The organism is Micromonospora sp. NPDC048839 (assembly GCF_040649915.1).
Classification (GTDB): domain Bacteria; phylum Actinomycetota; class Actinomycetes; order Mycobacteriales; family Micromonosporaceae; genus Micromonospora.
Map to the genome: position 1 here is coordinate 1 of NZ_JBEZGL010000028.1, position 25,868 is coordinate 25,868.

The window sequence follows — 25,868 nt, forward strand, 5'->3', positions numbered from 1 at the left end:
CCCGCGAACGCGTCGCCAACGAACACGCCCACGCCCACCTGAAAAACTGGCGCATCCTGCACCGACTACGCCGCGACTGGCGACGCGACGCCACCACCCTGATACGGGCCCTACTCGTCCTCACCCACACCGAGATCACCCGCTGAACCCGCCCCCGGGCAACGACCCACCCTAAAGATCAACAAGCCTTCGGCCAGCCCGAAAACACCTCACACCAACACGTCAAGACCCACTGACCAGCACAAACAGGATGCAACTAGCCCAGGGTAATTGCTGCCTCATTCGGCATCGAGACAGCAGTTTCCCCGAACATGCGCAGATCTTGGGCGGCGGGGCACGGCGCCGCACGGCGCGGCAGGGCGCAACGGCTGCCCGGTCAGTACGCCTCGCCTACCGGCTCCTCGGCGGTGTTTTCGGTACTCGCGGCGGCGCGGTTCCAGCGGGACCAGAGCACCCGTTCGCCGTAGCCGGCGGCCATCAGGTGCGCGAAGGCCAGATAGACCAGCACGCCGACGGCGAGGACCCCGAAGCCGACCCAGAACGGCAGTGACAGCGAGTGTTCGGCGAGCTTGCCGGAGATGATCGGTGCTGGCGCGGCGGCGCCCCAGCGGACCAGGTTGAACGCGCCGGTGGCGACGCGCCGGTCGCTGGAGCCGAGGCCGAGGGCCAGGTCGGTGAGGTTGGCGTTGGCCAGGCCCATGCAGAGTCCGGCGAGCACCAGCACCGCGAGCGCTTCGGCGGTGCTGCCGGAGGTGGCGAAGAGGACCATGCAGACCAGCAGCCCGGCGATGGCCACGCCGACGGTCTGCACGGCGCCGATCCGGTGGGCCAGCCGGTGGCCGATCACCATGATGCCGGCGGCCAGGCCGAGCCCCCAGCCGGTGAAGGCGAGCCCCAGCGGGATGACGTCCAGGCCGAGGAAGAGCGGCGTGTAGCCGAGCACCACGAAGAACACGAAGTTGTATGCGGCGGTAACCACGCAGAGGGCGATGAACGCCGGCCGGCGGTAGGTGGCGAAGATCTGGCCGACGCGTACCGGGGCCTGCCGGTTGGTGGGCTCGCGGAGTTTGCGGGAGGCCACGCCGAGGGCGAGGACCATGAAGACGCCGCAGACGAAGAACGGCAGCCGCCAGCTGACCTCGCCGAGCAGGCCACCGATCAGCGGTCCGACGGCGAAGCCGAGACCCAGGGCGGTCTCGAAGAGGCCGACCACCCATTCCCGGTCGACGGCCAGGTTGACGAGCACCACCATGGCGGTGGCGAAGAACATCGCGTTACCCAGCCCCCAGACACCGCGCAGCACGGAGAGCTGCACGATGTTGTCGCTGAACGAGGCGAGGATCGCGGCGAGGCCGACCACGGAGACGCCGGTGATGAGCACCGGCTTGAAGCCGAACCGGCCGCTGGCCAGCGTCGCCGGGATCATGCCGAGGGCCATGACCGCGATGTACGCGGTGAAGAGCAACTCGACCTGCCAGGCGCTGACGCCGATCGCCTCGCCGATGGCCGGCAGGATCGGGTCGACGACGGCGATGCCGGCGATGGCGAGGAAGGCCACCAGTGTGGTGGCGTAGATGGCACTGCGGTTCGGTTCGGTACGCCGATCCACTCCGACTCCCCAACTAGCTGTATCGTACAGGTACTTATTCTGTATCATACAGCTATGAGCGACGACCACGACGAGACCACCCTCGGCCAGATCGAGACCGAGGTGGCCCTGCTGATGCGCTTCGGCGAGGCCACCCGGCGGGCCACCGGCACCGCCGAGCACCGGGTGCTGGACCGCGCGGCGTACGTCATCCTGCGTCACCTGGCCGACGCCGGCCCGCAGAACGTCTCCGCGCTCGCCGCCCGACTCAACCTGGACGGCTCGACCGTGACCCGGCAGGTCACCGCGCTTCAGCGCGACGGCCTGATCACGCGTACCCCGGATCCGTCCGACGGCCGCGGCACGGTCATCTCCCCCACCCCGGCCGGTCTCCAGCGGATGGCCGTCGTGCAGGCCGCCCGCACCCGGCTCTACGGCGACATGCTGGCCGACTGGAGCACCGAGGACCGGACCACCCTGGCGAGCCTGCTGAGCCGCCTCAACCAGGCCCTGATCAACCGCAACCGCCGCTAGACCTCCGGGTGGCGTCGCGCCCGTCGCCGATTGCGCGTACGCCGAGCGCCATCACCCGGCGCGGTGATCCAGGCCGCGTCAACCCCTGCCACCGCCAAGATCGCGCTAGATCCCTGTTGTAGTGGCATCCCACGCGGTCCGACACCACTACAACAACGATCGAGCACGATCTTGGCGGGAAGTCCAGGCGCCGGCGGGAAATCCAGCCGGCGCCGCCGCCCGGGCACCGACAGACGTCGGCGCCCGGGCGTACGTACCTGGGGTCAGGCGACCGGTTCGCGGGCCGAGTCGGCGTCGCGATCGGTGCCGGGGGTGACCCGGGGGTCGCCCTCGTCGGCGAAGTAGTCGTCCGGCTCGGTGCCGTCGACCCCTTCGTCGACCTTCGCGGCCCGCAGCGCGAGCGTCACCAGTGCCGCCACGGCCAGGTTGACCGCCACGGCCACGATGCCGACGTAGATCGTCTTGTCGGTGACGAAGCCGAACTCGGACAGCTTGAACGCCGAGCCACCGAAGTGCTTCCGGGTCGGGCTGGCCACCTGGTAGAGCATCCACATGCCCAGCCCCATGCCGACCGCCCAGCCGACGATCAGGCCGGTGCGGTGGAACCAGCGGGTGTAGAGACCCAGCGCCACCGCCGGCAGCGTCTGCAGGATGATCACGCCACCGATCAGTTGGAGGTCGATGGAGAACTGCGGGTCCAGGAAGACGATGCAGGCCACCGCGCCGACCTTCACCACCAGCGAGGTGATCTTCGAGACGTTGGCCTCCTGGGCCGGGGAGGCGTCCCGCTTCAGGTACTCCTTGTAGATGTTGCGGGTGAACAGGTTCGCCGCCGCGATCGACATGATCGCCGCGGGCACCAGCGCGCCGATGCCGATCGCCGCGTACGCGACACCGGCGAACCAGTCCGGGAACTGCTGGTCGAACAGCAGCGGCACGACCGTGTTGCTGTCGACCGTGCCCTCCTTCGCCCCGGGCAGCGGCTTCACCCCCGCCGCGATGGCCATGTAACCGAGCAGCGCGATCAGCCCGAGCAGCAGGCTGTAGGCGGGCAGCGCCGACATGTTCCGCTTGATCACGTCGCGGTTCTTGCTGGCCAGCACACCGGTGATGCTGTGCGGGTAGAGGAAGAGCGCCAACGCCGAGCCGAGCGCCAACGTCACGTACTGAAGCTGGTTGTTGCCGTTGAGCAGGATGCCGTCGTTCGGGTTGGGTGAGGCGTCGAACTTCGCGTCCGCGGCGGCGAAGATGTCCCCCCAGCCACCCAGCTTGTACGGCAGGTAGATGACCGCCACCAGGATGACGATGTAGATCAGGCTGTCCTTGACGAACGCGATGAGCGCCGGCGCGCGCAGCCCCGACTGGTAGGTGTACGCGGCCAGGATCGCGAACGCGATGATGATCGGCAGGTGCCGGGCCACCGCGTTGTCGCCGGTGACACCCATCGTCTTGAGCACGGCCTCGATGCCGATCAGCTGCAACGCGATGTACGGCATGGTGGCCACGATGCCGGTGATCGCGATCAGCAGGGCCAGCACCGGCGAGTCGAACCGGTTGCGGACGAAGTCGGCCGGGGTGACGAACCCGTGCCGGTGCGACACCGACCAGAGCCGGACCAGCACCAGGAACACCAGCGGATAGATCACGATGGTGTACGGCACGGCGAAGAACCCGGCCGCTCCGGCGCCGAACATCAAAGCCGGCACCGCCACGAAGGTGTACGCGGTGTAGAGGTCACCACCGACCAGGAACCAGGTGATCCAGCCGCCGAAGCTGCGCCCGCCCAGCCCCCACTCGTCCAGGTGCGCCATGTCCTTCGGTGCCCGCCACCGGGCGGCCACGAAGCCCATCACGCTCACCAGCAGGAAGAGGAACGAGAAGACGATGATCTCGGTGAGATGGTCACGCCACATCAGGAACCACCCCGCTTCTTCGTCATCTGGTAGACCAGCGTCGTGGTGCCGACGCCAAGCAGAATGAACGCCAGTTGCAGCCAGTAGAAGCGCGGAAAGCCGAAGACCCGGGGCGAGTCGCCATTGAAGAAGACCGGGATCAGCGGCACCACGATGGGGATGAAGAGCAACCAGTTCCAGGGGCTGTGGTCCTTCGCCCTGGTTGGCGCCGTGGTCGGCGCCTCCGGTTCCGGTGCAGCCATCTGACACACCTCCGGGGAGTCGTGGCTCTCGATGTAACGGCCGGAGGCTACGACCCTGTGACGGCCGTCACGCGCCCCGCGAGGCGAATCGTGCGCCGAGCGGCGAGTGTGGTGCGCCGAATGACCGCCGCCCGCACGGGACAGCGAGGGCTGCACCCGGTCGTTAACCTGTGGCCACCGACGGTTGTGGGGTGATCACGTGTCGAGCTGCCAGGCCACGGCCGTACGCGCGTCGAGCGGCGACGCAGAGGGGCCGAGGTGAGCCAGCGGTCCCCCCGGGCCAACAGCGCGATCCTGTTGGTCTGGTTCGTTGCCGTGACCCTGCTGCTGGGCATGCTCGCGCTCGACACCGAGATGCCGGGGCTGATCCGGCTCGCGCTGGCGCTGCTCTGGGCCGCTCTCGCCCTGCCGACTCTCTACCTGCTGCGGTGGCTGCACCGCATGGGCGGCGACCGCAGCAACGTCACTGAGCCACCGGCTCGGTCGGCGGTCGACGACGGCACGGGCCGGTAGGCCACCGCCAGCGGCGATCAGAGCGCGGCGAGGTGGGCGGTGTCGTTGACCGTGCGGACCGCGATGCCGCCGTCGGGCCACCTGTCGAGCACCGAGATGCCGGCCGCGTCCAGGAAGAGCCGATGCAGGAACCCGTCGCCGGCCGCGAGGGCGTCGCGCAGCACCAGCTTGATCGGCGAGACGTGCGAGACGACCACCACGGTCTCCCCGGGGTACGCGGTGACCAGCCCGGTGACGACGCGCTGCGCGCGTTCGGCGACGTGGGTGAACGACTCCCCGCCCGGCGGGGCGATCCGGGGTGAGGCGAGCCAGGCGTCCATCTCCCCCGGCCACTGCTCGCGGACCTCGGTGAAGGTGCGACCCTCCCACTGGCCGAAGTCGCACTCGATCAGGTCGTCCTCGGTGCGGACCGGCACGTCGCCGTCGAGCGCTTCGGTGATCGCCGCCGCGGTGGCCGTACACCGGGACAACGGTGAGCTGAGCACGGCCGCGACGGACGGGGCCAGCGCGGCCACCCGGGCGCCGGTGGCCAGGGCCTGGGCCCGGCCCTTCGCGGAGAGCGGCACGTCGCCGCGGCCGGAGTAGCGCCGCTGCTCGGTGTACTCGGTCTCGCCGTGCCGGACCAGGATCAGCCGGGTGGCGGTGAACGACGGCCGCGGCTCCCAGGAGGCCGGCGCGGTCGCCGGGTCGCTGCCCGCCGCGGGCGTCGCCGGAGGTTGGCCCGTGGTCGGGGTCCGCGCGGGTCGGCCGGCGGCGGCGTCCATGGCGGCGTTGGCGAGCGCGTCGGCGTGCCGGTTCTGCTCGCGGGGGATCCAGGCGAACCGCACCGCCGTGAACCGGCCCACCAGCACGGCCGCCTCGGCGGCGAGGGGTCGCAGGCCGGGGTGCTTGATCTGCCACCGGCCGCACATCTGCTCGACCACCAGCTTGGAGTCCATCCGGACGTCCACCTCGGCGGCGCCCAGCTCGGCGGCGGCGGTCAGCCCGGCGATCAGTCCCTGGTACTCGGCGACGTTGTTCGTCGCCGTGCCGAGCGACTCGGAGCGCTCGGCGAGCACCTCGCCGGTCTCCGCGTCCCGCACCACCGCGCCGTAGCCGGCGGGGCCGGGGTTGCCCCGGGAACCGCCGTCGGCCTCGACGCTGACCACCCGCGGGGCCACGACCTACAGACCCGACTCGTTGGTGCGGACCATGATCCGCCGGCAGTCCTCGCAGCGGACCACGTCGTCCGGGGCGGCCTTGCGGATCCGGGCCAGGTCGGCGCCGGACAGGTCCAGCCGGCAGCCGCCGCAGCGGCCCATGGTGAGCAGCGCGGCACCCAACCCGGTGTCCGCGCGGATCTTGTCGTAGAGGGTGACCAGGTCGGCCGGGAGGTCGGCGGCGAGCGGCTGACGGGCGCCGCGCTTGAACTCCTCCTCCTTGGTGATCTCGGCCATCGCGTCGTCGCGGCGCTGCTCGGTGGCGGCCCGCTTGTCCCGGGTCTCGGCCAGCCGCTGCTCCACGCCGTCCAGGACGCCCTGCGCGGTCTCGCGCTGCTCCATCAACTCCAGCTCGGCGTCCTCCAGGTCGCCCTGGCGCCGGTTCAGCGAGACCAGCTCGTGCTGGAGCGCCTCCAGCTCCCGGGCCGGGCCGGTGCCGGCGGCGAGCCGGTTCTCGTCCTTCTCCTTGCGGGCGCGGACCTGCTCGACGTCCTTTTCCAGCCGGGCGATGTCCCGGTCCAGGTCGTCGACCGCCACCTGGGCGCGGACCCGCTCATCCTCCAACGACGACAACTCCCGGGCCAGCGACTCCAGTTCGGCCCGCTCCGGCAGCGAGCGCCTGCGGTGCGCGAGCTGGGCGAGGTTGGTGTCGATCGCCTGGAGGTCGAGCAGGCGGCGCTGCACCTGAGGGTCAGCCTTCACGGTCGGGCTCCTTGTCGTCCACAGCGGGTGCGGCGGCGTGCACGGTCCACGGGTCGGTGTCCAGGTCGGACACCAGCGTCTCGACGCCCAGCGCCTCCCGCAGGAGGGCGGCCAGGTCGTCCAGCCACGGTCGTTCGGTCGCCCAGTGGGCGGCGTCGATCAGGGCGGGACCATCGGCGGCGAGGTGCTCGCCGGCCGGGTGGTGCCGCAGGTCGGCGGTGAGGAACGCGTCCACCCCGGCGGCGGTCGCGGCGCCGAGGAAGCTGTCCCCCGACCCGCCGCTGACGGCGAGGGTACGAACCATACGCCCGGGATCCCCCGCCGCGCGAACTCCCCAGGACGTGACGGGGAGCACGGCGGCCGCGTGCCGGGTCAGCTCGGCGAGAGTCATCGGCCGGGGCAGCTCGCCGATCCGGCCGAAGCCCCGGTCGTCGCCGTGGGCGGCCGAGCCGGGCGCGGGCCGCTGCAGCGGGCGCAGCCCGGTCAGCCCGAATCGGGCGGCGAGGGCGTCGGAGACGCCCGGGGCGGCCACATCGGCGTTGGTGTGCGCCGCGTAGAGCGCCACCCCGGCCCGGATCAGCTGGTGGATGATCCGGCCCTTGAAGGTCGTCGGAGCCACCGAGGAGACCCCGCGCAGCAGCAGCGGGTGATGCGCGACGATCATGTCCACGTCGGCGGCGAGGGCCTCGGCGACCGTCTCGGGCACCACGTCGACGACGCAGAGCACCCGGCGGACCGGGGCGGCCGGCTCGCCGAGCACCAGGCCCACCCGGTCCCACTCCTCGGCCCAGGCCGGTGGATAGCGCCGTTCCAGCTCGGCCACCACCTCGGTCACCGTGGGGGCGGATCTGCTAGTGCTCACGGCGGGCCAGCTTACCGGCGCGGGGGCGGTCCAGCGGTGACACCCGGCCCGGCCGCGTCGCGGACAGGCCGTACGGGTGAGCGTCAGGCAGCGCTCACGGAGACGGCGTCCAGGGCGGCGAGCGGCATCGTCCACGGGAAGGTGTGCAGGTACTGCTCCCCCGTGCCGGGCGGATGCAGGGCGATCACGTGGTCACCGAAGAGCACCGTGACGCCCCACTCGGCCAGCCGGGCCACCCCGGCGCGGAACGCGGGGTGGGCGGCCATCGCGGCGTTGGTGTACGGCACCGCGACGATGGGGACACCCTTGCCCTGCGCCTCGACCAGCAGCCCGAGCGCCAGGGTGTCGGTGATCCCGGCCGCCCACTTGTTGACCGTGTTGACGGTGGCCGGGCAGACGATCATGGCGTCGGCGGGCGGCAACACGTCCGGGTCACCGGGATTCTTGTAGTGCGTCCGCACCGGGTGGCCGGTCTGCCGAGCCAGTGCGACCTGGTCGACGAACTTGGCCCCGTCCGGCGTGACGACCACGCAGACGTCCCAACCATCCTGCTGGGCAAGGTCGACCAGGCGACCGACGTGCCGGGCCAGCGGTGAACCGCAGGCGATGACGTAGAGCACCTGGCGGTGCCCGCTGTGGCGTGCTGAACCGGCCATCAAACCGGCTCCGCGCTCATACCCCTACTCCCATGTGCTCAGCCAACTCCGCTACCGGAGAAGGCGGCGCACCACGTGTGCGACGAAGGATGTCCGACATCACCTCGTGGGCGATCGGCCGGCAGCGGACCTCCGACGGAGCGAGTCGGTCACCGAGCAGCAGCATCTCGCCGGCGTTCGCCACGTCGCCCAGTTGGGCGTACCCGCGGGCGATGTCGAGCAGGTGGTGGGCGCGACGTTCGGGCAGCAGCGCGTTGAAGGCCGGCTCCGCGATGCGCATCTGGTGCACCTCCACGGCCCGACCCCCGTCACCCAGCTCCACCGCGGCGGCGGCGCGGTGCAGTTCGACGTTCGTCGGGCCGAACGACGTCCAGTAGTGGTTGTGGTCGCCGCCGAGCAGCGTGGCGGCCTCCTGCGCGCAGTTGATGAGGTCGTCGACGCTTGCCGTGTCACCGATGCGCGACGCGGCCATCGCACCCTGGAGCAGCAACATCCCGTAGACGGAGAGGCGGGCCGGGGTGACCTCGTTGCTCCCGCCCGGGGCCAGCCGGTTGGCGATCTGGACGTTCAGCTCCAGCGCGGGGCGGGCCCGGCCCATCGCGACGAGCGCGTTGCAGACCCGGGTGGTGGCGATGCCGGCCAGCAGAGGGTCGTCGGCGCGCTGGGCCACCGCCATCGACCGGTCGGCGGCCAACCAGGCGAGATCGCACTCGCCGAGCTTGCGCAGCACCGAGGAGGCGATCTGGTAGACCTGCCCGAGCAGGTGGGCCGCCTCGGGTGCCCGGTCACCGCCGTAGGCGGCGTCGGCGGCCTGCGCGTCGCGCAGCAGCTTGGGCAGCGCCCGGGTGAGCATGCCGTAGCGGCCGTACTGGTAGGTCAGCCAGGCGTGGTTGACGGCCTTGCGCAGGTCGTCCAGCGGCGGCGGACACGGCACCGCGTCGAAGTACGCGCTCATCGAGTCGTAGCGTTCCAGCGCCGCCCGGATCTCCTGCACCTCGACCTGGTCGATGCAGTTCAGCGCGTCGGTGCGGCGCTCCGGGTCCTTGCCCAGCAGGAGCTGCACGTCGACCTGGAGGATGTCGGCGATCTCGTAGAGGACGGAGAACTTGTCCAACCGGCGGACGCCGCGTTCGACCTTGTCCACCCAGCTCTTGGACTTTCCCAGCCGGTCGGCGAAGACCTGCTGCGACATCTTGCGGCGCCCCCGCCAGTACGCAACTCGCCGTCCTATGGGTAGCTCGTCCATCTGCCCATCCTCCCCTGCCGCCGCCGACCGATCGAGCCGGGGCGATGTCCGCGGGTGCGACGACTGTCGTTCGCCTTCAGGTTTTCGCTGGTCGCACACGATGTACGTCAGCCGTACAGCCAGTCCTCGTACTTTTCGTGCAAGTTGCACGAGCCGTTCGTCAACCTCAACGATCGTGGGTTACGGCAGTGACGGTGCTCGACATGCGACCTGGCGACCGCCGGGCCCGACGAGGGGAGATGGCACACATGTGGGGAAACGTCGGACCGCGCGTCGCCGAACTGTCGCCGCTGGAACGAGTCCGGCTGCGCCGGGTCGCCATGCGGTACGCCACACACGGGTGGGAGGTCACCCCGGGGGCCTGTCTGGCCCGCAGCCGCTTCGTCTGCGGCCGGGCCGGCTGTCCCACGGTCGGTTGCCATCCCGCCCTGGAGAACTGGGAGCTGGCCGCCAGCGCCGACCCCGCCCGGGTGGCCACCTGGTGGCGGAACCGTCCACACGGGGTGCTGCTGCCCACCGGCCGGGCCTTCGACGTGCTGGAGGTGCCCGCCCACCTGGGCCGGCACGTGCTCGACGCGGTGCAGATCCACCCGGCCGGCACCGGCGTACGCGGGCCGGTGCTGGTCACCCCCACCGGGCGGTGGATGTTCCTGGTCCGCCCCGGCGACCCGCTCCGGCCGGAGTTGGAGCACTGCTTCCACGTGGTCCGGCACGGGCCGGGCTCCTGGATCCCCGCCCCGCCCACCCGGCTGCCGGAGGGCACGGTCCGCTGGGCGGTCGCCCCCGAGCAGGCCCGCTGGCAGCTGCCGGATTCGTACCTCGTGCAGAACACGCTGATCGGGGCGCTGCGCGCCGCCGGGGTGACGCTCGCCCCCGACCTGCTCCCCGGTCACCTGCCACTGCCCCGACGAGGCAGGTGAGACGTGCCCGGCCGACGATTCCATCAGGTGCCCGACAGCGTCGCCGGGGCGCCGGTCCTCGTTGACAGGGAGACGGCGCGAACGCGCGCCACGAACGGGGGAACGATGTCCACGAACGACAGGGCGCCTCATCCCGGCGGCACCGAACCGCCCCGCCGCAGCCACCCACGCCACCGGTGGGCCGGCACCCGGCCGTCCGGCTCGCGTCCCGGCCGCCCACGCCCCACCGGCTCCCGCCCGGCCGGCACCCACCGGCCGGTCCGCTAGAGGCCCCGCGACCTTCTAGTCGGTGAGCGGCAGGCCGACGGAGTGGTACTGGCGGGCGTCGTCGGTCACCACCGCGTGGGTGTGGTCGTCGAGGCCGTTCAGCCAGCCGAGCCCGGGTGTCCCCATGGCGAGGGCGGCGGTGGCGTACGCGTCGGCCACACCGAGGTCCGTGCCGACCACTGTCACCGAGCGCAACCCGCTCGCCGGGGCGCCTCGGCGCGGGTCCAGCACGTGCCGGCCGCGCTCGTAGACGCCGGACGTGGCCACCGCCAGGTCGGTGCCGGTGAGCACCAGGCAGGTCGCCATGGCGTCCCAGGGATGCCGGATGCCGACGCGCCACGGCGCCCCCGCCGGGGAGAAACCGCGCACCCGCACGTCACCGCCGGCGTTCACGCAGTGGTTCGCGGCACCGGCCGCGAGCAGGCGATCCGAGGCGACCTGAGCCGCCCAGCCCTTGACGAAGCCGGACGGGTCGAGCCGCCCGGTGGCGTACGCGTCGAAGAACCCGTCGGTGGCACCCCACAGGTCGGCGCAGGCCTCCAGCACGAACCGCAGATCCGCGGACGCCTCGGAGAGCAGCACCTCACCCCGGTCGAAGCGGCACACCTCGCTGTCCGGCCGGTACGTGCTGAACCGGGCGTCCACCTCGCGCATCCAGGCGAAGACGTCGTCGGCCAACTCGTGCAGGGCCGCCGGGGGCAGGTCGTCGGCCAGGTCCAGGGTGATCGCCGTACCCATGATCTGCTCGACCCGGCACAACCCGGGTCGGGTCATCGCGGCCGGCACCTCAGAACGCCTGCTCGATCGCGCCCCGCAGGGACTGCTTGTAGGAGTTGCTGGTCTCGGTGGCGCCGGAGACGGTGTTGACGTTGGCGCTCTGCTTCTGCACCACCTCGCCGCCGGTGCCGTCGTACCTGCTGCTGACGTCGTCGCTGTGGATGTCGGACTCGCCGCCGCTGGGCAGCGACAGCGAGACGGCCTCGACGATCCGGGTGCCGGAGACGACGATCTGCACCTGGACGAACCCGTACTCGTTGTCCACGCCCGGCCCGGTGACCCGCCGCGTGGTCGGCTCCGGCGCCTTGGTGGTGGTCCGCGGCGCGGAGGGAGCCTTCGTGGTGGTGCGGGGGGTGCTGGGCGGCCGGGCGGTGCTCTTGGTGGGTTTGGCCGACGCCGGCGCGCTGGGCTTCACCGAGGGCGTCGGTGCACCGGCGGGCGGTTCGGCGGTCGCGTCGGCGGGCGGTTCGGCGGCCGGGTCGACACCCTGCGGGGTGGGGTTGACCGGCTGGGCGGTCGGCAGGTTCTGGGCGACCTGGGTGGCGGCCGGCGAGCCCTTGAACACCACGAGCGCGGTGGTGCTGGCGGCCAGGCCGGTGATCGCGAGCAACGCGCGACGCATGGGATGCCTTCCTACAACTCGAACGTGGCCAGGTGGATCTGCCGTCGGGGCACGCCGGCGCCGCGCAGCGCGCGGACCGACTGCTCCACCAGGCCGGGTGGCCCACACAGGTAGACGTCGCGCCGGGCCACGTCGGGCACCAGTTGCCGCAACCCGTCCGGGCTCATCAGCTGACGGGGACCGGGGTCGTCGCGGGAGCCGATGACGTACCAGACCGAGGTGTGCCGCTCCTGCGCCAGCCAGTCCAGCTCACGGCTGAGCAGCACGTCCGCGGGCGTACGGGCCCGGTAGATCAGGGCCGCACCCGGCGGCAGCTCCTCCAGCATCGCCCGGATCGGCGTGATGCCGCTGCCACCCGCGATCAGCAGTGCCCGCTCGCGGACCCGGTGCGCGGCCGTGAAGGTGCCCGACGGGCCCTCCGCCCAGACCCGGGTGCCCGGGGTCAGGTCGCGCAGGTCCGCGGTGTGCGTGCCGACGACCTTGACGGTGAGCCGCAGCCAGCGACCGTTCGCGGCGGCGGAGACGGAGAACGGGTGCGACTGCCACCAGCAGCCCCGGGTGAGGAAACGCCAGCGGAAGTACTGGCCGCCGAGCATCGTCAGCCGGCCGAGCCGTTCGCCGGTGAGATAGATGGAGATGGTGTCGGGGCTCTCGGCGACCACGTCGGCGACCCGCAGCCGGTAGCGCAGGTTGAACGCCAGCGGCGCGAGCACCCGACCCCAGAGCAGGGCGGCGACCACCAGCACGTAGAGCGCGATCCAGCCGGTGCGCACCGGACCGGGCTTGTACAGCTGCGCGCCGTGGGTGAACTGGTGGCCGAAGCCGAGCAGCAGGATCAGGTAGCTGGACAGGTGCAGCAGGTGCCACAGCTCGTAGGGCAGCGCCCGGCGGATCCCCCGGACGCTGCTGAGCCCGACCAGCATCATGATGCCGGTGGCGACGAACGCCGAGACCATGTCCTCGTAGTCGCCGAGCAGCGTGCCGACCTCGGCGAGGATCGACTGGTTCCGCAGGTCCGCGTAGCCGACGAGGATCAGCGACAGGTGCGCCAGCACGGCGACCAGCAGGGTGGCGCCGACGTCGCGGTGCCAACGGGCCATCTGCTCGCCGCCGATCCACCGCTCCAGCACCGGCAGCCGGCTCATCATCAGCACCTGCACCAGCAGCAGGTAACCGGCGATCAGGCCGCTGATCCGGCCCGCCGCGGTGACGGTGGCCGCGGTGCTGCGCAGCGAACCGGCGGGGGTGCCCAGCCACCACGGCAGCACGCTGGCGAGCAGTCCGACCAGGAGCAGCAGGCCCAGCAGCCGCCGGCCGCCGGGTCCGCGCCGGTCCGGGATCTGCGGGGGTACGGGAGCAGCCGACCGGCCGCCGTGCCGGGACGAGGTCCCGGTACGACGGCCGGCGGCGTGGGTGTGCGGGTACGTCACGCGTACAGCTTCATCGGGGCGTACTTCTGGCGGGGGAAGACCTTCTCGACCTCCGCGTTGGTGAGCCCGAACCGGCCCTGGGCCACCGCGCCGTACACGTTGAACATGTTGTTGTACTCCGGCACGTCACCGGAGTCCGGCTTGTCCAGACCGTTCCAGTCGCCGAGCAGCGACCCGGCCAGCTTCTTGCCGGAGAGGATCGTGACCACCCCACCGTGCCCGTGGTCGGTGCCGCCGGTGTTGGAGCGGATCCGGCGACCGAACTCGCTGGACACCATGATCGTCACGTCGGCGGCCTGCGGGCCGAGGTCGGTGAAGAAGGCCGCCATCGCGGTGGCCAGCTCGTTCAACCTGCGGTGCAGTTGGCCGCCCGCGGCGGTGCCCTGGTTCTCGTGGGTGTCGTAACCGCCCATCCCGACGGTGGCGACCCGGACGTTCGCGCCGCCCTTGATCAGCTGGGCGAGCTGCTTGAACGAGTTGCCGACGCCCTCGTACTTGACGCCCTCGGCGGGCTCGTACGGCTTGGCGGCCAACTGCTGGGCGGTGGCCAGCGCGCCCATGCCCTCCTGCACGGCCTCCTCCACCGGGTGGTTGATCCCGGTGAAGAGGCCCCGGATGGCCGCCTCGGTGGCCGCCCGGTACTTCTGGTCGCCGTTGAGCCGCAGCGATCCCACGTTGTTCAGCGACAGGGCGCCGTTGGTGCCCACCAGCGAGCGGGGCAGCGTGCTGCCGATGCCGACGCTGCGGAACGCGGTGCCCTTGCCCAGGTGGTCGACGAGGCCGTCGAGCCAGCCCCGGCCACCGGTCTCGTTGGGCAGGCCACCCAGGTTGCAGGCGTCCGCGGCCTGGAAGTGGCTGCGCGACAGCCGCGGGTCCGAGGTCCCCGGGACGAAGCCCAGCTGACCGGCCGCCAGCCACTTCTCCAACGGCTTGAACGCGCTGGTCATCTTGAAGCCACGCGCCAGGGCCAGCGAGTCGTTGCCGAGCAGCAGGTCGGGGCGGTCCTTGGCGAGTACGGGGTCGTTGTCCGGCGCGACCAGGCTCAGCCCGTCCAGGCCGCCGTAGAGGAACACGTGGATCAGGGTGCCGGTCGGGGTCGCCGCGAACGACGCCGACGTGGTGACGAACTGGGCGGTGGCCAGGGCGGTGGCGGTGGCCGCGGCACCCACGACGAAGGTGCGGCGGGTGACGCCACGACCGTCCTGCTGGGCCTCCTCCAGGTTTTCCAGGGTGCGGTAGCGGTCCCGCTCGGCGGCGCTCTCGGCGGCGACGATGTCCGCCTCCGCGCGCAGCAACGCCTCGGCCGGGTTGTCGGCCAGCCGTCGCACGTCGGGGCATTCGGGGTGCAGGGGGAAAGAGTTGTACACAGTCTTCTCCATCGGGTGCCTCACCGGAGGTGGTGCTGGGGGGAAGCGAGGATCGCCCGCGCGACGGCGGTGATGGCCCCGTTGAACGTGGCGTCGACCTTGGCAGTCGGCGGGACACCGGCCACATTGAGGATCAGGTCCTTCTCCCGCGTGCTCAGCTTCTGACCCACCAGCCGCTGGGAGAGCGCGTCCACGTACGCCCCGGCGGTGGCCGGCGGCGCGGCGACCAACTTCTCCGGAGCCGTGTACGTGAAGGTGGTGCGGGAGCCGGCGATGATCTCGCCCGCCTCGTTCCAGCCGTTGACCATGGTGCCGGCCGACGTCCAGGCGACGTAGACATCCGGGTAGCCGTCCGGGGTGGGCTGACCCATCGGGGAGTGGCCCAGCTCGCGCAGCTTGTCGTGGATCTGCCGCAGGCCCCGGGCGTACGGGGTGCGCTTGTTGTCGCCGTTGTTGTGCTTCGGCGACGCCTCCGGTGAGACACCCAGGGTGCGGTACGTGGCGACCAGGTACTCCATCGGTCGGCGCACCTTCTGGCCCACACCGGCCCAGAACTCGGAGGAGGAGAACAGCGCCATCAACACCGGCTTGATCAGACCGTTGTTCGTGGTGTACGTCTTCGCGAGCCGCTCCACCAGGGACTTCGGCGGGGTGTCCGAGACGAACCGGGTCGCCAGGCTCTGCGCGACGTACTTCGCCGTCGACGGGTGCAGCGCGATGTAGGCGATGTACGCGTCGATCGCCGCGTCGGCCTTCTTCGGGTCCAGCGAGTCGTTGGCGTGGGTGAAGCCGAGGATCTTGACCTTGCCGACGTAGTGCTGCTCGGGCTTGAAGACGTACCTGCCCTCGCGGTCGATGCCGCGGCCGGTCTGCAGCATCGCCGCCTGCCGGACGTCCTGCTCCTCGTAACCACCGTCGACGCCGACCGAGTAGAGCTCCAGGTTCTCCCGGGCGAGGTTCTCGTTGATCGCGTCCTTGCGGGAGTCCTTCTGGTTCAGGTAGATCAGCAGCGCGGGGTGCTTGTTCGCGGCGACAAGCATCTCCGGGTAGCTGCCCAGCGCGTGCTTGCGCACGACGTCCTGGTCGAACGAGTTGCGGTAGGCCTCGCCGCCGTCGAAGTCGGCGGCGACGTGCAGGAAGTCGTTCCAGAAGTCGACCATCACCTCGAACAGTTGGCGCTTGGACCAGATCTGCCGGGCGATGGTGGCGTCGACCATCTCCCGCTCCGGCTGGGCGCCCTGGTCGTTGAGCTGGTCCCGCTGGGCGCGCAACTGCTGTGGGTCGAGCTTCAGGCTCGGCAGCTCGGCGAGCTTCAGCTCGGCCTTGCTCGGCTCGATCTTGTCCGGCTCCAACTGGGCGCGGATCCAGGCGTCGATGCCCTTGCTCTTGATGTCGGCGACCACCTCGGGCGTCGGTCCGAAGGTGGCGCGCCGGGCCAGGTGCAGGATCGGGTCCTTGGCCAGCACCGTCTTGACGGTCACCTTGGTCGACGTGGCGGCGGCGGTCGGACCGGACAGGGTCCGTCCGGTCGTTGGCGCGTTCTTCTTCAACGCCTCGCCGGCCCGGGAGCCCATGTAGCTCTCGTTCTGCTCGGTGTACGTCCGCACCGTGCTGGGCTGCTGGCCGCTGGGCCGCGCCGCGGTGCCGTCGGTCACCGTGCTGCCGGTCGCGTCGCCAGCCTTCGCCGCCGCCGTCGTCTCGTCGCCGAAGAGGCCACGGATCTGCGGGGTCATGGCGAGCGCCGCGCCACCGGCGACGACGGCAGCGGTGCCGCCGAGGGCGAACACGGCCTTGCGCCGGCCGACCTTACGACCCGAGTCGTCGTCATCGTCCAGAGCGGGCAGTCCGGCACCGGCCGGTCGCGCCGGCGCCGGCCGGCCGAGACCCTCCGGACCGACCCACTGCGGTCCACGCGGGCCGGGGGCGGGATGTCCGGCGTGGGCGTAACCGTCGCCGTACTGCTCGCGCGGGTCGGCCTGCGCGGGGTAGCCGCCCTGGTAGGGGTGGGGCGAGTCGTACCCGTAGGGCGCGGACGTGCTGGGGTCGCCGTAGCCGTCCGCGTTGTGGTGCTGGCGTCCGTCCCAACCGCGGTCGTCCCGCGGTCGGCGTGGTGGCACATTCTGGTCGGCCATGTACCAATCCCGATTTCTGATGAGCGCCGGAAGCTGCGACCGGGCAGGTGCGGCAGGTGCGGCGACTGTTGCCTGAGGGGGTTGCTACGGCAAGGTAACCAAGCACTCAGGTGCCTTCAAGGTGGGCTGAACACCCTCGCGAGGGCACTTAAGACAGCGCTCAGTGCGGCATCGCGGTCAGGCGCCGGGCGCCGGGCGGCCGCGGAGCTTCCCAGCAGGGCGGACGCGCGCCAGCCGGGCACAGACCGGACCGCGCCGCCACACGCGACACGTCCCGCCTCGTTCACCACCACAGGCAAACTTAAGGTTTGGGTAAGCCGGACATGAGGTGACCTCACGTGGCGGAAAAGTAGCAGCAGCGGGTGAGCGTGAGCCGCCGCAGCAGCGGGTATGCCGCCGAACCGCTGAACGCGTGAGGGGAAGGCAGCGCCATGCTCAGCAAAGAGGATCAGCGCAGATTCGACCAGATCACCCGTCAGCTCCGGGAGAGTGACCCGGCCTTCTTCAACCGGCTGGACCACCGGGCCCGGGCCCGCAGGGGCCGCTACCTGATGTTGTTGACCATCGTGCTGTGGGCGTCGCTGCCGGCGATAGCCGTGTTCGCCGGTCGGTTGACCGGCGCGATCTGCGCGGTGGTGCTGGTGGCCAATGCCGCGATCATGTGGCGGTTCCGCCGCCGGTGGACGTGACGGCTCACCGGTCGGCCGGGCCGAACGCCCGGTACGCGCGGCGCAACCGTTCGAGCAGTCCCGGCCCGCCGATGACCGGCGCTGGCGCGCCGAGCTGGCGCAGCAGCAGGTCCGGGCCGGTCGCCAGCCGGGGTGGCCGGTCGGGCAGCGGCACCGGCGGCATCCAGAACCGGTCCGCGGCGTCGGCCAGCGGGGTAGCCGGCAGACCGGCCAGCGCGCGGGCCGCACCGACGGGCGCCACGACGTCCACAGTCGAGCCTTCGTCGTCCACCTCGGACGGTGGACCGGCCGGGGCGGGTGGCAGGGCCGTTCCGGTGGCCTCGACCCGCCGGGCGCGCAACTCGTCGAGCAACTCGGCACGGGATCGGCCGCGCCAGTGCAGCAGCTCGAACGGGTCCGCGTCGAACGCCTCGGCCAGCAGGTAGAACGTCGCCGCGAGGTGCTTGCACGGCACCGCGAAGTCGGGGCAGTTGCACCGCTGGGTCAGCTCGTCCACGCCGGCCGGAAACAGCGGCGCGCCGGCGGCGACGAACAGCTCCTCCAGCTCGTCGGGGAGGTCCCCGGCGAGCAGCCGGGCGCTGAAGAACGCCTGACCGGCCAGCTCCGCCTCGATCCGGGACCAGAGCGCGGACGGAAACGGCTTCAGCGCGATGGATGCCTGGTACGGCTGCGGCCGGGAGCCCTGCACCACCGCGCTGACCCGTCCGGGAGCGATGTCGAGCGTGAGCACCTGGCCGGCCCGCGCATACGACCGGCCGCGGGTCAGTCGGGTGCCGAGCGCGAACGACTCCAGCACCTCCAGGAACCGCCGCGACCACCAGGAGCGACCGATCGCCCCTCGGGCGCTGCGCGCCCGCAGTCCCCCGTCGACCCGGCGGGGGCGCCCGTAGTCGGCGAAGTCGGTCACGCCAGCGCTCCGCTGCGCTCCGCGCCGGCGTGAGGCACCACGCTGTGCCTGATGGTTCGCGCGCTCCGCTCGCTCACTCCACCGCTCCGCTGCGCTCCGCGCCGGCGTGAGGCACCACGCTGTGCCTGATGGTTCGCGCGCTCCGCTCGCTCACTCCACCACCGCCCCGGCCTCCAGCGCGAACAGGTCCCGCAACTGACCGGTGGACAGCTCGGTGATCCACTGCTCGCCGGTGCCGACCACCCGCTCGGCGAGGCGGCGCTTGTCCGCGATCATCGCGGCCACCTTCTCCTCGACCGTGCCGGCGCACACGAACTTGCGGACCTGCACCCGTCGACGCTGCCCGATCCGGAACGCCCGGTCGGTGGCCTGGTCCTCCACCGCCGGGTTCCACCACCGGTCCACGTGCACCACGTGGTTGGCGGCGGTCAGGGTGAGCCCGGTGCCACCGGCCTTGAGGGACAGGACGAACAGCGGCGGCCCGTCCGCCGACTGGAAGCGCTGCACCATGGCGTCCCGTTCGGCCTTGCCGAGGCCGCCGTGCAGGAACAGCACCTCCCGGCCGAACCGCGCCGACAGGTGACCCCGCAGCATCGCGCCGAACTCGGCGTACTGGGTGAACAGCAGTGCCCGCTCCCCCGCCGCCAGCACCTCCTCCATGATTTCGGTCAGCCGGGCCAGCTTGCCGGAGCGGCCCTCCAGCGGCGAGCCGTCACGCAGCAGTTGGGCCGGGTGGTTGCAGACCTGCTTGAGCCGGGTCATGGTGGCCAGCACCAGGCCGCGTCGCTCGATGCCGTCGCTGGTCTCGATGCGGGCCAGCATGTCGTCGACCACCACCCGGTACAGGGCGGCCTGCTCGGCGGTGAGGTTGCAGAGCACCTCCATCTCCAGCTTCTCCGGCAGATCCGAGATGATCGACGAGTCGGTCTTGAGTCGGCGCAACACGAACGGCCCGGTGATCCGGCGGAGCCGTTCGGCGGCCTCGGCGTCGCCGTGCCGTTCGATCGGCTCGGCGAACTGTTTGCGGAACGTGGCCGCCGGCCCCAACAACCCCGGATTCGCGAACTGCATGATCGACCACAGGTCGGCGAGCCGGTTCTCCACCGGCGTACCGGTCACCGCCACCCGCTGCCGGGCGGGCAGCGCACGGACCGCCTCGGCCTGCCGGGTAGACGCGTTCTTGATCGCCTGCGCCTCGTCCACCACCACCCGGTGCCAGTCGATGCCGGCCAGATCGGCGGCGTCGCGGGCGGCCACCGAGTAGGTGGTGACGACCAGGTCCGCGCCGTGCGCGGCCGCGGTGAACTCCGCCCCCCGCGCCCGCTCCGCCCCATGGTGTACGTGCACTCGCAGCTCCGGGGTGAACCGGGCCGCCTCCCGCTGCCAGTTGCCGACCAGCGACATCGGACAGACGAGCAACGTCGGTCCGGCCTCCGGTGGGTCCCCGGCGAGCAGCGCGAGCAGTTGCACCGTCTTGCCCAGCCCCATGTCGTCGGCGAGCACGCCACCCAGGCCGAGTGAGCGCAGGAACGCCAGCCAGGCCAGCCCGCGCTGCTGGTACGGCCGCAGCGTCCCCTGAAAACCCGGTGGTGGGTCCAGCGGGGTGAGCCGACGCTCGACCGCACCGGCGAGCAGGTCGCCCAGCGCCCCGTCGGCGGTCACCTCCAGCACCGGCAGCGCCCCGGTGGCCTCGCCGTCGGCCAGCCCGAGGCGGAGCAGGTCGGCGACGGTCAGTTCGCCCGCCGAGCGGAGCAGACGCAGACCGGCGGCGAGTCGCCCCGGGTCCAGCTCGACCCACCGGCCGCGCAGCCGTACCAGCGGCGTCTTCATCTCCGCCAACGCGGCCAGTTCCTCGGCGGACAGCGGCTGGTCGCCGAGGGCGATCTCCCAGCGGTAGTCGACCAGGGCATCCAGCCCGACACCGGCCTCCGTGCCACCGACCGTGCCGGGCGCGGTACGGCTGCGGGCACGAAGCCGGGCGCCGAGCCGCGCCGACGAGCGCTGCCACCAGGACGGCAGCAGCACCCCGAACCCGGCCGCGTGCAGCACCGGAGCGCCCTCGCTGAGGAACCGGTGGGCCCCCTCGACGTCGAGGTCCATCGCCTCGGGGGCGGCGGTGCGCAGCGCGGCGTCCAGGTCCGGCCAGAGCCGGCTGGCCCGGCCCAGCTCGGCGAGCAGCGTCTCCTGCGGGCTGGTCGTCCGGCCGGCCAGGCCGCCGAGCGTCTGCGGCGCCCGCCAGACCTGCCCGGCGTCGACGTGCAGGCCGGGCTCGTCCGCGGCCTGCAACCCGAACTCCAGCCGCCAACGCCCCCCACCGACCGACTCGACCGGCACCGGCACGATGTCGTTCGGCGCCGGTCGGGTGGCCAGGATCGGTTCGGTGACCTCGTCCGGTGCCGGCTCCACCAGCCGGAAACTGGCCCGCACCGGGCCGCCGGCGGCGTCCCGCTGCCAGGCGTCCAGCTCCTCGCGCAGTGTGGCCAACGCCGTGGGATCGACGGTGAAGTCACGCTGCGGGCCGGCGAGCGCCGCCAACCAGGCTGGTGCCGGGCCACCCGGGCGCAGTCCCCGGGCCAGGGTGGTGGTCGCCAGAGCGGCCCGCGCGGCGGCGTCGGTGAGCGCGTCGAGCGCATCCGCGACGACCTCGGCCGCAGTCAACTCGCTCCCACCCGAACCACCGGCCAAGGCCGCGATGCCGGCCCGGTCAAGGGTGGCGGAGTCCACGGCGGCTCGGGCGGCTGGCGGCAGGGCCAGCGCCAGCGAGCGCGCCCAGGTGGCGTCGGTGCCGGTCAGCAGCGGACGCCAGACCGCACGCGCCGGCACCAGCACGGAACCGCCGGACGAAGCCCCGGCGGCCGTGCCACCGGCCGCCGCTGCGCTCGCCGACGTCCTGTCCGGCGACGCGACGACCGCCGGCGTCCTGCCTGCCGCCACTGCGGTCGCCGACGGGACAGCCATCGTGGCGACGCCGGGGAGCACTCGGCCACGGGTCACCAGGTCGGCGGCGAAGTCGGCCAGTTCGGCGAGGTGGCGCAGGGTTGACCCGGGCACCGCCGGGAGGTCGTCCAGGGCGCGGAGCAGCGAGAGCGCGTCGTCCGGCGCGTACACCAGCACGGGGACGCGCCACCCGGCCAGGGCGAGCCGGCCACGGGCCGGGGGTGCGACGGCGGTCCGGATCAGCTCGGGCGAGTCGACCGGCGCGCCCGCCCGGGTGGGGAGGGTGAGCAGCGCGGTGCCGGGGTGGGCCGGTTCGGCGGCGTCGGCGAGGACGGCGACCAGGTCGGCGTGCCCGGCGGCGAAGGGATGCGGGCGTTCCCGGGGCGGCCGGCCGGACCGGGCCGGCGCCTGTGGCGCGGCGCTGTCCTCGGCCCAGACGGCGAGGCCGCCGGTCGAGTCGTCGCAGGGCTTCCACAGCCCGTGGATGACCAGCACCTGCTCCTCCTCGTCGCCGCCCGCGCCCAGGATAGGCGGCACCGGTGGGCTGGCGTCGGCACCCACCGGCGGACCGGCACGTCGGGTGGCCGCAGGATCAGAGCGCGCCGCACTCGCCGTCGGTCAGCTCGCGCAGGATGTCGGCGTGGCCCGCGTGCCGGGCCGTCTCCTCGATCAGGTGCACCAGGATCCAGCGCAGCGACACCTCGCCGAGCTGCGGGTGCGGCACCACGTGGTCGAGGTCGAAGCGGGCGGCGATCGCCCGCGACCGGGCGCAGGCCCGCTCGTACGCCTCGGTGAGCCCGGCGACGGTGTCCTGGTCGCCGAGCGTGAAGCTCGCCACCGCGTCCTCCTCCGAGGTCAGGTAGACGTCACCCGGCTCAGGGGCCAGCAGGGTCGGGAACCAGTTCCGCTCGACCAGGGTCAGATGCTTGACCAGCCCGGCGAGCGTGGTCGCCGAGGGCACCAGCCGTCGGCCCGCGTCGGCGTCGGAGAGGCCGCGCAGTTTGCGCAGCAGCACGGCCCGGTGGAAGTCGAGGAACGAGTCCAGTACGGCGCGCTCGTCGCCGGTACGGGCGAGCACCGGGCCGAGCGTCGGATCGATCGTCTGCTCCATCCGCCGACCCTAGCCACGGGTCGGGTCACCCCGCTGCCCCGCTATCCGCTGCGGGCGGGCGGCACGACGGGCAGGATGGGCGCATGGCTTCATCCGTGCGGATCCTTCTCGTCGGCGGCACGGCGGACGGGCAGACCATCACCGTCGAACTGGACAGCAACGGCCGCCCACCGCTGACCCACCACCACCTCGGCTCGGGTGGGCTGGCGCAGGCACAGATCTACGAGCTGGAGACCGCCCACGAAGAGGCCCGCGAGTGGCGTTACCGGTGGACTGGTCCCGCCGTGTGATCGCCCACTCAGACCCGGGTGAGAGCCTGGCCGCGTAGGCCCTCCAGCACGCCGCGGGTGACCTCCGAGGTGCCCCGCGCCTGCTCGCACACCTCGGCCACCCGTCGGGCGGTGGCCTCCGCGCGATGCTCCCGCTCGTCCCACAGCCGGTCGACCTCGGCCAGCAGCGGCCCCTCGACCTCCCGCTCCACTCCGCGCAGCGCCGGCACGCCGAGGCGCTGGGCCAGGTCGAAGACCTTGCCGGCGTACGGCAGGGGCAGGAACGGTGTGCCGACCATCGCCGCGAAGATCAGGAAGTGCAGGCGCATGCCGACGGCCAGGTCGAAGTGGCGCATCAGTCCGAGCACCTGCTGCGGCGAGTAGGTGCCGTGCAGGATCCGACCGTGATCGGCGGCGACCATGTGGGAGAGCACCCCGTGGGCGTGCCGGATGTCGTCACGTTCCATCGGCACGAACAGCACGTACGCGTCGATCCGGTGCACCAGGAAGTCACCGATCTGGGCCAGCAGCCGGTGGTAGCCGTCCACGTCGAGCCGCTCGGCTGCTCGCCCCGGCTCCCGCACGCTGATCCCGACCAGCCGCTTACCGACCGGCACCCCCTCCTCGGCGAGCAGGTGGGCCGGGAAGTCCTCGGGTTGCAGGAGGAACGCCGGGTCGGCGGTGACCGTGATCGGATTGAGCAGACCCGCCTCCTCAAGCACCATCCGGGACTCCTGGTCACGGACCGTCACCTGGGTCGCCCCGGAGAGCGTCTCCCGGACCATGCCGGTGTCCACCGCGTCGCTGAGCGGCCCGACGCCCACCGCGTACGTGATCAGGGGCAGGCCGCGTTCCTGGGCGACCCGGACCACCCGCAGGTAGCGGCGGGCCTCCCGGTCGTAGAGGATCCCGCCGCCGCCCAGGATCAGCAGGTCGAGTTGGGCCAGGACGAGGGCGGAGTCGGTGCGGCTGACGCCTTCCCAGGGCACCGCCTCGACGTCCGGGTGGGCGGCCCGCGTGTGCTCCGGGTTACGGGAGAAGACGATGATCCGGGCGTTTGGTTCCTGCGTTCGCAGATCGGTGAGCAGGCCGGTGAGGATCGCCTCGTCGCCGAGGTTTCGCCCACCGTACGAGCCGAGCACACCGATGGTCAGTCCGGCACCGTGCGTCATCCGTCGCTCCTCCCCAGGTGCGGTCCGCGCCGGTTTCCCGCTGGGCAGGTGAACAGTCCTGCCGAGGGGACCGGCCTGCGTCGCTCCGGGGCCGCGCCGTCGGCTCAGCCTGCCGACACGATCCGCTTCGCCATCTGCTGCGACGTGACCTCGAAGCCGAGACTCCGGTAGAGCCCGATCGCCGCGGTGTTCGTACCGAAGACGTTCAGACCCAGCTCGGCCACCTTGAGCTGGGCGAGTTCGGCCTCGATGAGCTGGATCATCCGACGTGCGTATCCGCGTCCCCGGTGCTCGGGATGCACCTCGATGTTGTCGATCCAGGCCTGGGTCGGGGCGGCCGACGTCGGCAGGGTCACCCAGATCCAACCGACCTCGGTGCCGTCGACCCGGCCCACCCGCAGCAGCGCCCTCTCGGTCGCCGCGCCCGCCGGCAGCGACTCCCGGATCTGGGTGACCGACCGCTCGTGGGCCGCCTCCGGGGTCAACCCCCGGTGCGCCACCAGGTCCTCGGCGTACGCCTGCTCCAGCGCCCCGAGCAACCGGGCCAGGTCCTGCTCCGTCATCGGTGTCAGCGTCAACTCCACCAAGTCCTCCCCTCCGTCGTCGACGGGGAAGAGTGCAGCAGATCCGACCCGGGTACGCCACCGGGTTCGCCGGTCAGCGCGCGGTGGGCGACGGGTCCGGGTGGCGTGCCAACTGCGTCAGGTCGTCGAGGCGCAGGTCACCATCGAGATCCGCGCAACTTCGGTGATCCTGCTGTCTCGTCGGCCGTTGAGGCAGCACGATCCCTGAAGTTGCGCGGATCTTGAGGCTGGGTGGGTACGGTCGCGGGTTTCGGACCTGGGGGTGGGAACGAGGGGTCCGATCGCCGCCAGACGGGGAGGTCGGCACGGCCACATGATCGTTTGCATGACGACACTCAACGACAAGGTCGCCCTGGTGACCGGTGGTTCCCGCGGCATCGGGGCCGGCATCGCCCTTCGCCTGGCTCAGGACGGGGCCGACGTGGCGTTCACCTACCGACAGGACGCGGAGCGGGCCGCGACAGTGGTGCGGCAGATCGAGGCGCTGGGCCGGCGGGCGCTGGCCGTCCAGGCCGACGGCGCCGACCCGAGCGCCGTGCGGGGCGCGGTCGACCGGACGGTCGCCGACCTGGGTCGGCTGGACATCCTGGTGAACAACGCGGCGGTCTTCCTCGTCGGCGCCGTGGACGAACTGGGCATGGCAGAGGTGGACCGGACGATCGCGGTGAACATCCGGGCGCCGTACGTCGCGGTGCAGGCTGCGGTGCGGCACCTGGGCGAAGGCGGACGGATCATCAGCATCGGCAGCAACGTCGGGGAGCGGGCCGTCTTTCCCGGGCTGACGCTCTACTCGATGAGCAAGACCGCTCTGGTCGGCCTGACCCGGGGCCTGGCCCGCGAGTTGGGACCACGGGACATCACCGTCAACCTGGTCAACCCCGGGCCGACGGACACGGACGCCAACCCGGCGGACGGACCGAACGCGGCGGCCATCAGCGGATTCACCGCCGTCGGCCGCTACGCCCGCCCCGCCGACATCGCCGCCACCGTCGCGCACCTGGCCAGCCCCGAGGCCGGGTACGTGACCGGCGCGGTGGTCAACGTGGACGGCGGCTTCACCAGCTGAGGACCCCGGGCGGCGTCCCCCGCACACTCGGGCGCCGCCCGACCTCAACCATTCTTCGGAGGCGTACGTGCGGATCGCGCTGTGGCGCGATGCTCGGCGGGTCGGGCGGGCGCGTCGATCTGGTGGGTGAGGACCGACCACCGAAGGTTTCGACCGTCCGGGC

Annotated in this window: 24 protein-coding genes; 6 read left to right on the top strand and 18 right to left on the bottom strand. The window is 72.0% G+C overall.

Annotated elements, in window-relative coordinates; genetic code table 11:
• Nucleotides 1-376 precede the first annotated feature (376 nt).
• Nucleotides 377-1,609: an MFS transporter gene (locus AB0C25_RS33485; RefSeq protein ID WP_357378715.1), complete on the bottom strand. Its 1,233-nt coding sequence runs from the start codon at nt 1,607-1,609 to the stop codon at nt 377-379.
• A 54-nt stretch (nt 1,610-1,663) separates the two neighbouring features.
• Here AB0C25_RS33485 and AB0C25_RS33490 point away from each other — a divergent pair, with 54 nt between their 5' ends.
• The gene (locus AB0C25_RS33490) at nt 1,664-2,122 is read left to right on the top strand and encodes a MarR family transcriptional regulator (protein WP_357378717.1); all 459 of its coding nucleotides are present in this window, start codon (nt 1,664-1,666) and stop codon (nt 2,120-2,122) included.
• Nucleotides 2,123-2,385: 263 nt separating this feature from the next.
• Here the strand turns inward: AB0C25_RS33490 and mctP are convergent, their stop codons facing one another.
• Both mctP and AB0C25_RS33500 read right to left on the bottom strand, forming a co-directional pair.
• On the bottom strand, nt 2,386-4,035 hold the full coding sequence (mctP, locus tag AB0C25_RS33495) for a monocarboxylate uptake permease MctP (protein WP_357378720.1): 1,650 nt from the start codon (nt 4,033-4,035) through the stop codon (nt 2,386-2,388).
• The gene (locus AB0C25_RS33500) at nt 4,035-4,277 is read right to left on the bottom strand and encodes a DUF3311 domain-containing protein (RefSeq protein ID WP_238647498.1); all 243 of its coding nucleotides are present in this window, start codon (nt 4,275-4,277) and stop codon (nt 4,035-4,037) included. The genes mctP and AB0C25_RS33500 overlap by 1 nt, the downstream gene beginning before the upstream one ends.
• A gap of 258 nt (nt 4,278-4,535) precedes the next feature.
• On the opposite strand from AB0C25_RS33500, the gene AB0C25_RS33505 reads away from it, so the two are divergent.
• Nucleotides 4,536-4,790, top strand: a complete 255-nt coding sequence (locus tag AB0C25_RS33505) for a hypothetical protein (protein ID WP_357378722.1) — start codon at nt 4,536-4,538, stop codon at nt 4,788-4,790.
• A 17-nt stretch (nt 4,791-4,807) separates the two neighbouring features.
• Here AB0C25_RS33505 and AB0C25_RS33510 read toward each other — a convergent pair whose 3' ends face one another.
• The 5 genes from AB0C25_RS33510 to AB0C25_RS33530 all read right to left on the bottom strand — a co-directional run bounded on the left by AB0C25_RS33510 (nt 4,808) and on the right by AB0C25_RS33530 (nt 9,455).
• Nucleotides 4,808-5,950, bottom strand: coding sequence for a bifunctional RNase H/acid phosphatase (locus tag AB0C25_RS33510; RefSeq protein WP_357378724.1), 1,143 nt, complete (start codon nt 5,948-5,950; stop codon nt 4,808-4,810).
• 3 nt (nt 5,951-5,953) lie between these two features.
• The gene (locus AB0C25_RS33515; RefSeq protein ID WP_357378726.1) at nt 5,954-6,691 is read right to left on the bottom strand and encodes a C4-type zinc ribbon domain-containing protein; all 738 of its coding nucleotides are present in this window, start codon (nt 6,689-6,691) and stop codon (nt 5,954-5,956) included.
• Nucleotides 6,681-7,553: a Nif3-like dinuclear metal center hexameric protein gene (locus tag AB0C25_RS33520; protein WP_357378728.1), complete on the bottom strand. Its 873-nt coding sequence runs from the start codon at nt 7,551-7,553 to the stop codon at nt 6,681-6,683. The genes AB0C25_RS33515 and AB0C25_RS33520 overlap by 11 nt, the downstream gene beginning before the upstream one ends.
• Nucleotides 7,554-7,636: 83 nt before the next feature.
• Complete coding sequence (locus AB0C25_RS33525) at nt 7,637-8,209, bottom strand: flavoprotein (RefSeq protein ID WP_357378730.1); 573 nt, start codon at nt 8,207-8,209, stop codon at nt 7,637-7,639.
• Nucleotides 8,210-8,225: 16 nt separating this feature from the next.
• Nucleotides 8,226-9,455, bottom strand: coding sequence for a helix-turn-helix domain-containing protein (locus AB0C25_RS33530; RefSeq protein ID WP_357378732.1), 1,230 nt, complete (start codon nt 9,453-9,455; stop codon nt 8,226-8,228).
• Between the two features lie 248 nt (nt 9,456-9,703).
• On the opposite strand from AB0C25_RS33530, the gene AB0C25_RS33535 reads away from it, so the two are divergent.
• Entirely contained in the window at nt 9,704-10,375 is a 672-nt protein-coding gene (locus AB0C25_RS33535; protein ID WP_357378826.1) for a bifunctional DNA primase/polymerase, read from the top strand.
• Nucleotides 10,376-10,657: 282 nt separating this feature from the next.
• Here AB0C25_RS33535 and AB0C25_RS33540 read toward each other — a convergent pair whose 3' ends face one another.
• The 5 genes from AB0C25_RS33540 to AB0C25_RS33560 are packed head-to-tail and all read right to left on the bottom strand — an operon-like array spanning nt 10,658 to nt 16,970.
• Nucleotides 10,658-11,380 carry an FAD:protein FMN transferase gene (locus AB0C25_RS33540; RefSeq protein ID WP_357378828.1) on the bottom strand — a complete coding sequence of 241 codons (723 nt, stop codon included), beginning with the start codon at nt 11,378-11,380 and terminating at the stop codon, nt 10,658-10,660.
• A gap of 49 nt (nt 11,381-11,429) precedes the next feature.
• A complete protein-coding gene (locus AB0C25_RS33545; RefSeq protein ID WP_357378734.1) occupies nt 11,430-12,041 on the bottom strand; it encodes an FMN-binding protein in 612 nt (203 codons plus the stop codon).
• 11 nt (nt 12,042-12,052) lie between these two features.
• Entirely contained in the window at nt 12,053-13,471 is a 1,419-nt protein-coding gene (locus tag AB0C25_RS33550; protein WP_357378736.1) for a ferredoxin reductase family protein, read from the bottom strand.
• Nucleotides 13,468-14,850: a DUF1501 domain-containing protein gene (locus AB0C25_RS33555; protein WP_357378738.1), complete on the bottom strand. Its 1,383-nt coding sequence runs from the start codon at nt 14,848-14,850 to the stop codon at nt 13,468-13,470. The genes AB0C25_RS33550 and AB0C25_RS33555 overlap by 4 nt, the downstream gene beginning before the upstream one ends.
• An 8-nt stretch (nt 14,851-14,858) precedes the next feature.
• Complete coding sequence (locus AB0C25_RS33560; RefSeq protein ID WP_357378739.1) at nt 14,859-16,970, bottom strand: DUF1800 family protein; 2,112 nt, start codon at nt 16,968-16,970, stop codon at nt 14,859-14,861.
• Between the two features lie 431 nt (nt 16,971-17,401).
• Between AB0C25_RS33560 and AB0C25_RS33565 the strand changes: the two genes are divergently transcribed.
• Nucleotides 17,402-17,659: a DUF3040 domain-containing protein gene (locus tag AB0C25_RS33565; protein WP_091409372.1), complete on the top strand. Its 258-nt coding sequence runs from the start codon at nt 17,402-17,404 to the stop codon at nt 17,657-17,659.
• A 4-nt stretch (nt 17,660-17,663) separates the two neighbouring features.
• On the opposite strand, the gene AB0C25_RS33570 is transcribed toward AB0C25_RS33565, so the two are convergent.
• The 3 genes from AB0C25_RS33570 to AB0C25_RS33580 form a co-directional block, all read right to left on the bottom strand.
• The gene (locus AB0C25_RS33570) at nt 17,664-18,566 is read right to left on the bottom strand and encodes an SWIM zinc finger family protein (RefSeq protein WP_357378742.1); all 903 of its coding nucleotides are present in this window, start codon (nt 18,564-18,566) and stop codon (nt 17,664-17,666) included.
• A 150-nt stretch (nt 18,567-18,716) separates the two neighbouring features.
• Nucleotides 18,717-21,998: a DEAD/DEAH box helicase gene (locus tag AB0C25_RS33575; RefSeq protein WP_357378830.1), complete on the bottom strand. Its 3,282-nt coding sequence runs from the start codon at nt 21,996-21,998 to the stop codon at nt 18,717-18,719.
• A 97-nt stretch (nt 21,999-22,095) separates the two neighbouring features.
• Complete coding sequence (locus AB0C25_RS33580) at nt 22,096-22,614, bottom strand: DinB family protein (RefSeq protein WP_357378744.1); 519 nt, start codon at nt 22,612-22,614, stop codon at nt 22,096-22,098.
• Between the two features lie 83 nt (nt 22,615-22,697).
• On the opposite strand from AB0C25_RS33580, the gene AB0C25_RS33585 reads away from it, so the two are divergent.
• Nucleotides 22,698-22,904 (top strand): hypothetical protein, encoded by a 207-nt coding sequence (locus tag AB0C25_RS33585; RefSeq protein WP_357244904.1) that lies wholly within the window; start codon nt 22,698-22,700, stop codon nt 22,902-22,904.
• An 8-nt stretch (nt 22,905-22,912) separates the two neighbouring features.
• Here AB0C25_RS33585 and AB0C25_RS33590 read toward each other — a convergent pair whose 3' ends face one another.
• Both AB0C25_RS33590 and AB0C25_RS33595 read right to left on the bottom strand, forming a co-directional pair.
• Nucleotides 22,913-24,055 (bottom strand): polysaccharide pyruvyl transferase family protein, encoded by a 1,143-nt coding sequence (locus tag AB0C25_RS33590; RefSeq protein ID WP_357378746.1) that lies wholly within the window; start codon nt 24,053-24,055, stop codon nt 22,913-22,915.
• A 104-nt stretch (nt 24,056-24,159) separates the two neighbouring features.
• Nucleotides 24,160-24,639, bottom strand: coding sequence for an N-acetyltransferase (locus AB0C25_RS33595; protein ID WP_357378748.1), 480 nt, complete (start codon nt 24,637-24,639; stop codon nt 24,160-24,162).
• Between the two features lie 325 nt (nt 24,640-24,964).
• On the opposite strand from AB0C25_RS33595, the gene AB0C25_RS33600 reads away from it, so the two are divergent.
• Nucleotides 24,965-25,705, top strand: coding sequence for a 3-oxoacyl-ACP reductase family protein (locus AB0C25_RS33600; RefSeq protein ID WP_357378750.1), 741 nt, complete (start codon nt 24,965-24,967; stop codon nt 25,703-25,705).
• The last annotated feature ends 163 nt before the right edge of the window (nt 25,706-25,868 follow it).

Bases quoted from the DNA above. Each gene is read 5' to 3' on its own strand.
- AB0C25_RS33490 (WP_357378717.1), top strand. From the start codon at position 1,664: ATGAGCGACGACCACGACGAGACCACCCTCGGCCAGATCGAGACCGAG.
- mctP (WP_357378720.1), bottom strand. From the start codon at position 4,035: ATGTGGCGTGACCATCTCACCGAGATCATCGTCTTCTCGTTCCTCTTC.
- AB0C25_RS33500 (WP_238647498.1), bottom strand. From the start codon at position 4,277: ATGGCTGCACCGGAACCGGAGGCGCCGACCACGGCGCCAACCAGGGCG.
- AB0C25_RS33525 (WP_357378730.1), bottom strand. From the start codon at position 8,209: ATGGCCGGTTCAGCACGCCACAGCGGGCACCGCCAGGTGCTCTACGTC.
- AB0C25_RS33530 (WP_357378732.1), bottom strand. From the start codon at position 9,455: ATGGACGAGCTACCCATAGGACGGCGAGTTGCGTACTGGCGGGGGCGC.
- AB0C25_RS33535 (WP_357378826.1), top strand. From the start codon at position 9,704: ATGTGGGGAAACGTCGGACCGCGCGTCGCCGAACTGTCGCCGCTGGAA.
- AB0C25_RS33540 (WP_357378828.1), bottom strand. From the start codon at position 11,380: ATGGGTACGGCGATCACCCTGGACCTGGCCGACGACCTGCCCCCGGCG.
- AB0C25_RS33545 (WP_357378734.1), bottom strand. From the start codon at position 12,041: ATGCGTCGCGCGTTGCTCGCGATCACCGGCCTGGCCGCCAGCACCACC.
- AB0C25_RS33555 (WP_357378738.1), bottom strand. From the start codon at position 14,850: ATGGAGAAGACTGTGTACAACTCTTTCCCCCTGCACCCCGAATGCCCC.
- AB0C25_RS33560 (WP_357378739.1), bottom strand. From the start codon at position 16,970: ATGGCCGACCAGAATGTGCCACCACGCCGACCGCGGGACGACCGCGGT.
- AB0C25_RS33565 (WP_091409372.1), top strand. From the start codon at position 17,402: ATGCTCAGCAAAGAGGATCAGCGCAGATTCGACCAGATCACCCGTCAG.
- AB0C25_RS33580 (WP_357378744.1), bottom strand. From the start codon at position 22,614: ATGGAGCAGACGATCGATCCGACGCTCGGCCCGGTGCTCGCCCGTACC.
- AB0C25_RS33585 (WP_357244904.1), top strand. From the start codon at position 22,698: ATGGCTTCATCCGTGCGGATCCTTCTCGTCGGCGGCACGGCGGACGGG.
- AB0C25_RS33590 (WP_357378746.1), bottom strand. From the start codon at position 24,055: ATGACGCACGGTGCCGGACTGACCATCGGTGTGCTCGGCTCGTACGGT.
- AB0C25_RS33600 (WP_357378750.1), top strand. From the start codon at position 24,965: ATGACGACACTCAACGACAAGGTCGCCCTGGTGACCGGTGGTTCCCGC.